The organism is Actinomycetospora aurantiaca, from assembly GCF_037401875.1.
Classification (GTDB): Bacteria; Actinomycetota; Actinomycetes; order Mycobacteriales; family Pseudonocardiaceae; genus Actinomycetospora; species Actinomycetospora aurantiaca.
In genome coordinates this window covers 14,712-23,618 of sequence record NZ_JBBEGN010000003.1, presented here as the reverse complement: position 1 = coordinate 23,618, position 8,907 = coordinate 14,712, and the positions used below count along the sequence as shown (strand labels likewise).

The window sequence follows — 8,907 nt, the reverse complement described above, 5'->3', positions numbered from 1 at the left end:
AGATGCCGTGGATGTGCAAGAGTGCGGACATGACCGTAGCCCTCGAACGTCCGACCACGGCCCCTCCGGTCCGGGAGTTCGCGGTGGCGGACCTGGGTGCCGTCGAGGCCCACATGCGCGCGATGCTGCCCGAGGTCGGGGGCTACGACCCGCGGCTGCACGCGGACGTCGACGACGTCGTCGGGACCTACCTCGACCGGCCCGACCGAGTGCTCCTGGTCTCCGCCGACCCCGACGGCACGGTGCTCGGGACGGCGTCGGTGCGCCCGGGCGGTCCGAACCCGGCGTACGTGCCGGCGTGGCTGACCGAGCGCTACGCCGCACGGTCGGTCGGCCAGGTCTGCCGGGTGTGGGTGGCACCGGCGGCCCGGCGACGGGGTGTGGGGCAGGCTTTGGCGCGGGCGGCCGTCACGTGGGCGTGGTCGCGCTTCGACGTCGTCTGCCTGCACACCAACGCCTCGGTGCCGGGCGCCCTGGCGTTCTGGCGGGCGTTCCCGGGCGTCGTCGAGGTGTTCGACGCCCGCCCGGACCCGTACTCGACGGTGCACTTCGAGGTGGCTTCGCCTCGTGAGTAGTTGTGGCGGTCATGACCGCCACAACTGCTCACAGGCGCGCAGCGCACCTCCGGGCCAGCGGCTCCCACCGGGGCACGTGGCGGACCTCGGTGCCCACCGCCTCCAGCTGCTCCGTGCCGCTCGGGGCGGCGACGAACTCCGGCGGTTCCCGCCAGGCGTGGACGACCCGCGGGATGCCGGCGCGGGCGATGAGCGCCGCGCACGGGTCGGGGCGCGACGCCCGGGCGCCGCAGGGTTCGAGCGAGCTGTAGAGGGTCGCGCGGCGCAGGCGCGGGTCGTTGCCGAGGGCGCGCAGCACCCCCTCCTCGGCGTGGTCGAGCGGGTGGTCGCGGCGTGACCACCCGGAGCCAAGCACGGTCCCGTCGTCGGCCACCACCACGCAGCCCACGCTGAACGCGGTCGCGGACGGCGGGCAGTTCTCGGCGAGCACGCAGGCCTCGGCGAGGTGCCGGTCGTCGGCGTCCCCGAAGCGGTGTCGCAGCAGGACGTCCTCGCCGATCGTGCGGGTGTCGACCAGGTGCGGAGCACGCCCGCCGCCGGTGAACCGGGGCCCCTCGCCGACCAGCTGGGGCGCCAGGACCAGCTGCAGCTCGTCGACCGCACCCGCCGTCAGGAACTCGCGCAGCACGGACGCGCCACCCTCGACCATCAGCCGGACGACGCCCCGGCACCCGAGCTCGTCCAGGACCTCGCCGGGCGTCCCGGTGAGCGTGATCGTCTCGGCCGGCCCGGACCGGACCCGGGCGTCGTCGGGCAGGGCCGAGTTCGTCAGGACGACCCGCAGCGGGCTCTCCGGCAGGCCGCGGGCGGTGCGCGCGGCCCGGCGCTCGGGGGCGCGGACCAGCAGCCGCGGGTCGTCGGCGCGGACGGTGCCCGCCCCGACGAGGATCGCGTCCACCTTCGAGCGCTCCTCGTCGACCCGGTCCAGATCGGCCGGGCCGGAGAGGATCCGGCGCTGCGGGGTCGCGTCGTCGAGGAACCCGTCGAGCGACACCGCGCAGCTCGCGAGGACGTGCGGCCTCACGGGAGGGTCAGGATCTCGCTGCCCGTGTCGGTGACCAGGATCGTGTGCTCGAACTGGGCGGTGCGCGACTTGTCCTTCGTCGTCACCGTCCACCCGTCGTCCCAGATGTCGTAGTCGATCGCGCCGAGCGTGATCATCGGCTCGATCGTGAACGTCATGCCGGGCTCGAGCATCTCGTGGCGGTCCGGGTCGTCGTAGTGCACCACGACCAGGCCGCTGTGGAAGGTCCGTCCGATGCCGTGGCCGGTGAAGTCGCGGACGACCCCGTAGCCGAACCGATTGGCGTACGACTCGATCACGCGCCCGACGACGTTCAGCTCACGACCCGGCTTGACGGCCTTGATCGCGCGCATCGTCGCCTCGTGGGTGCGCTCGACGAGGAGCCGGTCCTCCTCGGAGACGTTCCCGGCGAGAAAGGTCGCGTTCGTGTCGCCGTGCACGCCGTCGATGAAGGCGGTGACGTCGATGTTGACGATGTCGCCGTCCTCGATGACCGTCGAGTCCGGGATGCCGTGGCAGATGACCTCGTTGAGCGAGGTGCAGCACGACTTCGGGAAGCCCCGGTAGCCCAGCGTCGAGGGGTAGGCGCCGTGGTCGACGAGGAACTCGTGGATGACGCGGTCGACCTCGTCGGTCGTGTTCCCCGGCCGCACCGCCTCGCCGCCGACCTGCAGCGACTGCGCCGCGATCCGGCTGGCGTGCCGCATCTTCTCGATGACCTCGGGGTCCTGCACCCACGGGTCCGTCGAGCGGGCGGGGGCCCGCTTCCCGACGTACTCGGGCTGCGGGATGGACGAGGGCACCGGGCGCAGGGGCGTCTGCTGCCCGGGGCGCAGGGGGGCACGCACCGGCATGCCCCCACACTAGGCGTCCTGGCGTTCCTGCCTGCGACGCAGCGCCATGATCCCGCGCACCGCCCCGCGCCAGCCCAGGACCAGCACCGCGAGCGCGATCGTGGCGACGACGGCGAAGCTGACCGGGAGGCGTTCGTAGAGGACCGCCCGCAGGGCCAGCCCGACCACGACGGCGCCCAGCCAGACGCCGACGCCGCTGCGCCACGACAGCGGGTCGCGCCAGGACCTCGCCACCAGGGCGCCGACGACCGCGCCGAGCAGGAACGGCGCCGCCGTCGTCAGGACCCCGAGGAGCGCGCCGTCCTCGTCGTGGGAGCGCCGCCCGATCGCGGCGAACACCAGCACGGCGAGCACGTCGACCAGGGCCAGGGCGCGGTGCTTCACGCCGTCGAGGGTAGGCGCGGCCCACGAGATCTCGTTCCGCCGCGCGGAGTGGGGCGGGGACCGATCGGTCCGCGCGGTCCTTCGGGATCCCGTTCCCGACGGCGGGTCCGGCCGTCCCCGAGTGCGTCACCACGCATCCGCGCGGGCCCCGGAACCTGCGCCATGTCGCACTCGGCGCACTCGTCGCCGGAGCCGGGGGAGGTGCCTAGAACAGCACCGTCGCAAAGCTCGCCACCTGCCGGAAGCCGACGCGGGCGTACGCGGCGCGGGCGGGGGTGTTGAAGGCGTTGACGTAGAGCGAGGCGATCCGCCCGGCGCGCACGAGGTGGTCGACCACCGCGGCGGTGCCCGCCTGGCCGAGGCCGCGACCGCGCCAGTCCGGGTGCACCCACACGCCCTGGATCTGGCCGACCCGGGTCGAGAGCGCCCCGACCTCGGCCTTGAACACGACCTCGCCGCCCTCGAACCGCACGAACGCGCGGCCCGAGGAGATCAGCTCGGACACCCGAGCGCGGTAGCCGGCCCCGCCGTCGCCGAGGCGGGGGTCGACCCCGACCTCCTCCAGGAACATCGAGATCGCGGCGGGCAGGTAGCGCTCGAGGTCGTCCGGGCGGGCCTGGCGGACCGCGCGGTCGGGGACGACGTCCGGGTTCGCGTCCGTGGCCATCAGCGGCTGGTCGGGCCGGACCTCGCGGGCGGCCCCCCAGTGCTCGGAGAGTTCCTCCCACAGCGGCAGGACCAGCTCGCGCCGCCCGACCAGCGACGAGCAGGTGCGCCGCCCGCGCCGCGCGCGGTCGGCGAACGCCCGCACCGCCGCCCGCTCGCCACGGAGCGGCACGAGGTTCGCGCCGGAGAAGCACAGCCCGTCGAGCCGGCCGCCGACGCCCCAGAGCTCGCCGCCGAGCCGCCACGGCTCGACGCCGACGGTCTCCACCCGCGACGCGACCATGCAGGTCGCGACCGGATCAGCATCGAGCACACCGCGCACCCTCGACCGGTCACGGTCGTCGAGGAGCCGCGCACCGGCGGTACGGAGCACGTAGCAAGAGTGCCACACCGGGGCCGCCACGAACCGTGCACGGTGCGTACACCTGGCGCGGGTTGCTTCACCGCATCGTCATGATCGCCACAGTGTCAGGACATGACCTGCACAGCCGATCCGTGGACCCTGGAGCGCATGAACGAGACCGCCACGAATCAGGCCGACACCGAGGCCACCGAGGTCGCCTCCGTCCTCGAGGCGCTCGCGCGTCAGGGCAGCGTCGCGAACCCGCGCCGCACCCGCCGCTGAGGCCTCCCCCGTCCCCCGAGACTCCCCAGCTCCCCCGCTGCTCCCCTGCTGCTCCCTCACGCCCGCCGCGACGATGCGGCGGGCGTTCGTCCGTCTACACCAGCTCCGGGCGGGCCCAGTCCTCGCCGAGCACGTGGTGGGCCAGGAACGCGAACACCGTCGAGTACCAGACCTTCACGTCACCCGGCTTGAGCACCCAGTGGTTCTCGTCGGGGAAGTAGAGGAACTGCGACTCGACACCCCGGCGCTGCAGGTCGTACCAGAGCCGCAGGCCCTCCCCGATCGGCACGCGGTAGTCCTTGTCGCCGTGGATCACCAGCATCGGCGTGGTGATCGACGACGCCCACCGGTGCGGCGAGTGCTCGTCGTAGCGCTCGCGGTCGGCGATCGGGTCGCCCCACTGCCGGGTCCAGTGGTAGGAGCCGTCGGTGGTCCCGACGAAGCCGTCGAGGTGCCAGATCGAGGCGTGCGTGACGATCGCGTCGAAGCGGTCCGTGTGCCCCGCGACCCAGTTCGCCATGTAGCCGCCGAACGAGCCGCCCATGGCGGCAGTGCGCGACGCGTCGAGGTCGTCCCGGGCCAGCGCGGCGTCCGTCAGCGCCATGAGGTCCGTGTACGGCAGCCCGCCCCAGGCCCCGGTCGAGACGTCCATGAACTCCTGCCCGTAGCCGGTCGACAGCCGCGGGTCGGGCAGCAGCACCGCGTAGCCGCGCGCGGTCGCCGTCCACGGGTTCCACCGCCAGGTCCACGCGTTCCACGAGCCGAAGGGCCCGCCGTGGATCCACACCAGCAGCGGGTGCGGGCCGTCTCCCTCGGGCAGCGCGAGCCACGCGCGCAGCGGTGCACCGTCCTCGCCGGACGCCGTGACCTCGGTCATCGACCCCGGCAGCGCGTCGACGGACGTGGCGCCCGGCAGGAGCGTCGGGTCCTGGTCGGCGGCGTAGGGGTCCAGGCGGACCGCGGTCGGCGGGGAGTCCGGCGCGGAGCGCAGCGCGTACAGCGCGCCGCCCTCGGGGGTCGCGACGACGTCGGTGTAGGCCCCGGAGCGCGTCAGCCGGGTGATCTCGCCGGTCGTCACCGACACCCGGAACACCGGCGCGTGGCCCTGCTCGTCGGCGGTGACGTACACGGCGTCCGGGTCCGCCGCCCCGACCACCGACTGCAGCGTCAGCCGGCCCTCGTCGAGCACGGTCACCACGTCGCCGGAGCCGTCGAGCGTGCGCGCCAGCAGCGTGTGTGCCGGCGCCCGACCCGGGCGGGCGTGCCGCTCCCGGATCCACAGCAGCCAGCGGCCGTCCGGGGTGATCGTGGGCCGCTCGTGGTCGACGTCGGGTTCGTCGGCGACGACCTCGTGCTGATCCCCGCGCCGCAGCTCCAGCCGGATCCGCACCGCCGCCGGATCGTCGGGGTCGCGCACGTCGACCGCCACGGCGACCGCCGAGCCGTCCGGGGCGACCGCGTACTCCCGCAGCCGCTGCCCCGGCTCGAGGGGATCGATCACGACGGCGGGTGGTGCGAGCCGGTCCGCCGCGAGCGGGTCGTGGACCCGGATCTGCGGGCGTCCCGGACCGAGGTCGTGGTCCCAGAAGCGCACCGGGTAGCGCGTGTGCAGGCGCGCCGAGACGCCGGCCTTCGTCCGCGCCGCCCGCAGCGCGCCGGCGGGGTCGACGTCCTCCTCGGACCCGTCCTCGGGCTCCGGCGCCTCGCCCACGGGCACCGTCGTCGCCACCACCACGTGCCCCGAATCCCGCGCGACCGCGAAGGCCGCGACCCCCTCACCCGCCGTCAGGACCTGCCGGGACTCCCCGCCGTGCCGGGGCAGCACCCACAGGGCCGCCGGCTCGTCCTCGGCGGCCTCCGCCGAGGGGTCCGGGCGGCCGGAGGTGAAGTACAGGTCGCCGTCGGGCGCGAACGCCGCCGACGACTCGCCCTGCGACGACCGCGTCAGCCGCCGCGCCGGCTCCTCGCCCCGCGGGTCGATCTCCCAGATCGCGGTGACGTACCGCGTCGCGTCCGGGGAGAGCTCCGCGACCGTGGTGACGAGCCGGGACCCGTCCGGCGAGAGCGCGAGCCCGGCCTGACGGCGGGTGGCGACGAAGGTGTCGAGGTCGTCGAAGGTGCTCATCACCCGCGATCACACCACGACGGCGGGCCCCTGTCCGGGTCGAGCTCCGCTGCGCTCCGTCTCCTGCCTAGCCGACCGTGACCGTCGGTGCCCCGCCCGCCGTGCCGCCGGCCAGCTCGTCCTCGCCGGCCTCCTCGGCGAGGCGCATGGCCTCCTCGATGAGGGTCTCGACGATCAGCGCCTCGGGGACCGTCTTGATGACCTCGCCCTTGACGAAGATCTGGCCCTTGCCGTTGCCGGAGGCCACCCCGAGGTCGGCGTCGCGCGCCTCGCCCGGGCCGTTGACGACGCAGCCCATGACGGCCACGCGCAGCGGGACCTCCATGCCCTCGAGCCCGGCGGTCACCTCGTCGGCGAGCTTGTAGACGTCGACCTGCGCCCGGCCGCACGAGGGGCAGGACACGATCTCGAGCTTGCGCGGCCGCAGGTTCAGCGACTCCAGGATCGACAGCCCGACGCGGACCTCCTCGATCGGCGGCGCCGAGAGCGAGACGCGGATCGTGTCGCCGATGCCCCGGGAGAGCAGCGCGCCGAACGCCGTCGCGGACTTGATCGTGCCCTGGAACGTCGGGCCGGCCTCGGTGACGCCGAGGTGCAGCGGGTAGTCGCACTGCTCGGCCAGCTGCTCGTAGGCCCGGACCATGGTCACCGGGTCGTGGTGCTTGACCGAGATCTTGATGTCGTGGAAGTCGTGCTCGGCGAACAGCGAGGCCTCCCACAGCGCCGACTCGACCAGCGCCTCGGGCGTCGCCTTGCCGTGCTTGGCCATGATCGACGGCTCGAGCGACCCGGCGTTGACCCCGATCCGGATCGGCGTGCCCGCGTCCTTCGCGGCCTTCGCGATCTCGCCGACCTTGTCGTCGAACTTCTTGATGTTGCCCGGGTTCACGCGCACCGCGGCGCAGCCGGCGTCGATCGCGGCGAACACGTACTTCGGCTGGAAGTGGATGTCGGCGATCACCGGGATGCCGGACTTCCTCGCGATCGCCGGGAGCGCCTCGGCGTCGTCCGCGCTGGGCACGGCGACCCGCACGATGTCGCAGCCCGCCGCCGTGAGCTCCGCGATCTGCTGCAGGGTGGCGTTGATGTCCGCGGTGAGCGTGGTCGTCATGGACTGCACCGAGACCGGGTGGTCGCTGCCCACGCCGACGCCGCCGACGTCGAGCTGACGGGTCTTGCGCCGCGGCGCGAGCACCGGGGGCGCCTCGGGCATGCCCAGGTCGATCTGCATGACTCCAGTCTGCCCGAGCGTTCCCGACGATGCCGGGGTCCGCGACGTGACCCCGGCATCTGTTCACCTACAGGTTGAGTTTGATGGGGTTCACGATGTCGGCGAGGATCACGAGCCCGCCGTAGAGCATGATCACCAGCGCGAAGCCGTACGCGATCGGCATGAGCCGGGCCATGTCGACCGGCCCCGGGTCGGGCCGCCCGCGCAGCCGGGCGATCCGCTTCTTCACCGCCTCCCACACCGCCGGGAGGATGTGCCCGCCGTCGAGCGGCAGGATCGGCAGCAGGTTCAGCAGGAACAGCGAGACGTTCACGGCCGCCAGCAGCTGCAGCATCATCGCGATCTCGTCGGCCACCGCGTTGTCCGAGGCCAGCACCTCGCCGCCGAGCACGGACACCCCGACCACGCTGACCGGCCCGTTCACGTCCCGCTGCTCACCGAGGAAGACCGCGCCGAACAGGGCCGGGACCTTCGTCGGGAGCGCCAGGATGCTGTTCACGGCGCGGATGCCCATGTCGCCGACGTAGTCCACGACCTGCCCCGGGGTCTGCCGGGTGGTCGGCTGGATCGGGCTCAGCCCGAGGAACGAGCCGGTGACGTACTGCGGCTCGCCCGTGGAGCGGGCGGAGTCCAGGTCGAGCAGCTGGGTCTGGATGAGCTGCGGGAAGAGCGTGAGGGTCTGCGGGGCGCCGCCGCCGGGCTCCGTGCGCTCGACGACCACGGGGACCGTGCCCGACGCCGCGCGGATGGCCAGCTGCATGTCCTCCCACGAGCCGTAGGTCCGGCCGTCGAAGCTCACGATGCGGTCGCCGGCCTGGAAGCCCGCCTGCGCCGCCGGCGTCAGCGGGGCGCCCGGCGGGCAGTCGGTCGTCGTCGTCGCCTGGGAGGCGGGCACCACGCACTTGCTCACCGACGCGACCACGGGCTGGGCGGTCGGGATCCCGAAGCCCATCAGGACGACGAGGAAGAGCGCCAGCGCCAGGATCAGGTTCATGAACGGCCCGGCGAACATCACGACGATGCGCTGCCACGGCTTGCGGGTCCAGAGCTGGCGGTCCTCGTCGCCGGGACGGATGTCCTTGACCGAGTCGGCGCGGACGTCGTCGATGAGCCCCTGGAACGGGCCGGAGCGGCGGCTGCGACCGAAGCGCTCGCCCGGCGCCGGCGGGATCATCCCGATCATGCGGATGTAGCCGCCGAGCGGGACCGCCTTGATCCCGAACAGGGTCTCGCCGCGCTGGCGGGCGAACACCGTCGGCCCGAAGCCGACCATGAACTCCGGCACGCGCACGCCGAAGTGGCGGGCGGCCGTGAAGTGGCCGAGCTCGTGCCAGGCGATGGAGAGCATCAGGCCCAGCGCGAACAGCACGACCCCGAGAACGAGCATCACGGAGCGCCACGGTAGCGGGCGGCCCCGTGTCCT

9 protein-coding genes are annotated in these 8,907 nt (G+C 73.6%); 2 read left to right on the top strand and 7 right to left on the bottom strand.

Annotated elements, in window-relative coordinates; translation table 11 throughout:
* The first annotated feature begins 29 nt into the window (after positions 1-29).
* On the top strand, positions 30-575 hold the full coding sequence (locus WCD74_RS07930; RefSeq protein ID WP_337694299.1) for a GNAT family N-acetyltransferase: 546 nt from the start codon (positions 30-32) through the stop codon (positions 573-575).
* A 28-nt stretch (positions 576-603) separates the two neighbouring features.
* Here the strand turns inward: WCD74_RS07930 and WCD74_RS07925 are convergent, their stop codons facing one another.
* The 4 genes from WCD74_RS07925 to WCD74_RS07910 all read right to left on the bottom strand — a co-directional run bounded on the left by WCD74_RS07925 (position 604) and on the right by WCD74_RS07910 (position 3,876).
* Entirely contained in the window at positions 604-1,599 is a 996-nt protein-coding gene (locus WCD74_RS07925) for a dihydrofolate reductase family protein (RefSeq protein ID WP_337694298.1), read from the bottom strand.
* Positions 1,596-2,453, bottom strand: coding sequence for a type I methionyl aminopeptidase (gene map / locus WCD74_RS07920; RefSeq protein ID WP_337694297.1), 858 nt, complete (start codon positions 2,451-2,453; stop codon positions 1,596-1,598). Before map ends, WCD74_RS07925 begins: the two co-directional genes overlap by 4 nt.
* A gap of 9 nt (positions 2,454-2,462) precedes the next feature.
* On the bottom strand, positions 2,463-2,837 hold the full coding sequence (locus tag WCD74_RS07915; protein ID WP_337694296.1) for a DUF3054 domain-containing protein: 375 nt from the start codon (positions 2,835-2,837) through the stop codon (positions 2,463-2,465).
* Positions 2,838-3,042: 205 nt separating this feature from the next.
* Positions 3,043-3,876, bottom strand: coding sequence for a GNAT family N-acetyltransferase (locus WCD74_RS07910; protein ID WP_337694295.1), 834 nt, complete (start codon positions 3,874-3,876; stop codon positions 3,043-3,045).
* 102 nt (positions 3,877-3,978) lie between these two features.
* Between WCD74_RS07910 and WCD74_RS07905 the strand changes: the two genes are divergently transcribed.
* The gene (locus WCD74_RS07905; protein ID WP_337694294.1) at positions 3,979-4,128 is read left to right on the top strand and encodes a hypothetical protein; all 150 of its coding nucleotides are present in this window, start codon (positions 3,979-3,981) and stop codon (positions 4,126-4,128) included.
* Between the two features lie 94 nt (positions 4,129-4,222).
* Here WCD74_RS07905 and WCD74_RS07900 read toward each other — a convergent pair whose 3' ends face one another.
* From WCD74_RS07900 to WCD74_RS07890, 3 genes are all read right to left on the bottom strand, one after another.
* The gene (locus WCD74_RS07900) at positions 4,223-6,253 is read right to left on the bottom strand and encodes a S9 family peptidase (RefSeq protein ID WP_337694293.1); all 2,031 of its coding nucleotides are present in this window, start codon (positions 6,251-6,253) and stop codon (positions 4,223-4,225) included.
* A gap of 67 nt (positions 6,254-6,320) precedes the next feature.
* Positions 6,321-7,484 carry a flavodoxin-dependent (E)-4-hydroxy-3-methylbut-2-enyl-diphosphate synthase gene (gene ispG, locus WCD74_RS07895; RefSeq protein WP_337694292.1) on the bottom strand — a complete coding sequence of 388 codons (1,164 nt, stop codon included), beginning with the start codon at positions 7,482-7,484 and terminating at the stop codon, positions 6,321-6,323.
* Between the two features lie 67 nt (positions 7,485-7,551).
* A complete protein-coding gene (locus tag WCD74_RS07890; RefSeq protein ID WP_337694775.1) occupies positions 7,552-8,871 on the bottom strand; it encodes a M50 family metallopeptidase in 1,320 nt (439 codons plus the stop codon).
* Between the last annotated feature and the right edge of the window lie 36 nt (positions 8,872-8,907).

Bases quoted from the DNA above. Each gene is read 5' to 3' on its own strand.
- WCD74_RS07890 (WP_337694775.1), bottom strand. From the start codon at position 8,871: ATGCTCGTTCTCGGGGTCGTGCTGTTCGCGCTGGGCCTGATGCTCTCC.
- WCD74_RS07900 (WP_337694293.1), bottom strand. From the start codon at position 6,253: ATGAGCACCTTCGACGACCTCGACACCTTCGTCGCCACCCGCCGTCAG.
- WCD74_RS07905 (WP_337694294.1), top strand. From the start codon at position 3,979: ATGACCTGCACAGCCGATCCGTGGACCCTGGAGCGCATGAACGAGACC.
- map (WP_337694297.1), bottom strand. From the start codon at position 2,453: ATGCCGGTGCGTGCCCCCCTGCGCCCCGGGCAGCAGACGCCCCTGCGC.
- ispG (WP_337694292.1), bottom strand. From the start codon at position 7,484: ATGCAGATCGACCTGGGCATGCCCGAGGCGCCCCCGGTGCTCGCGCCG.
- WCD74_RS07930 (WP_337694299.1), top strand. From the start codon at position 30: ATGACCGTAGCCCTCGAACGTCCGACCACGGCCCCTCCGGTCCGGGAG.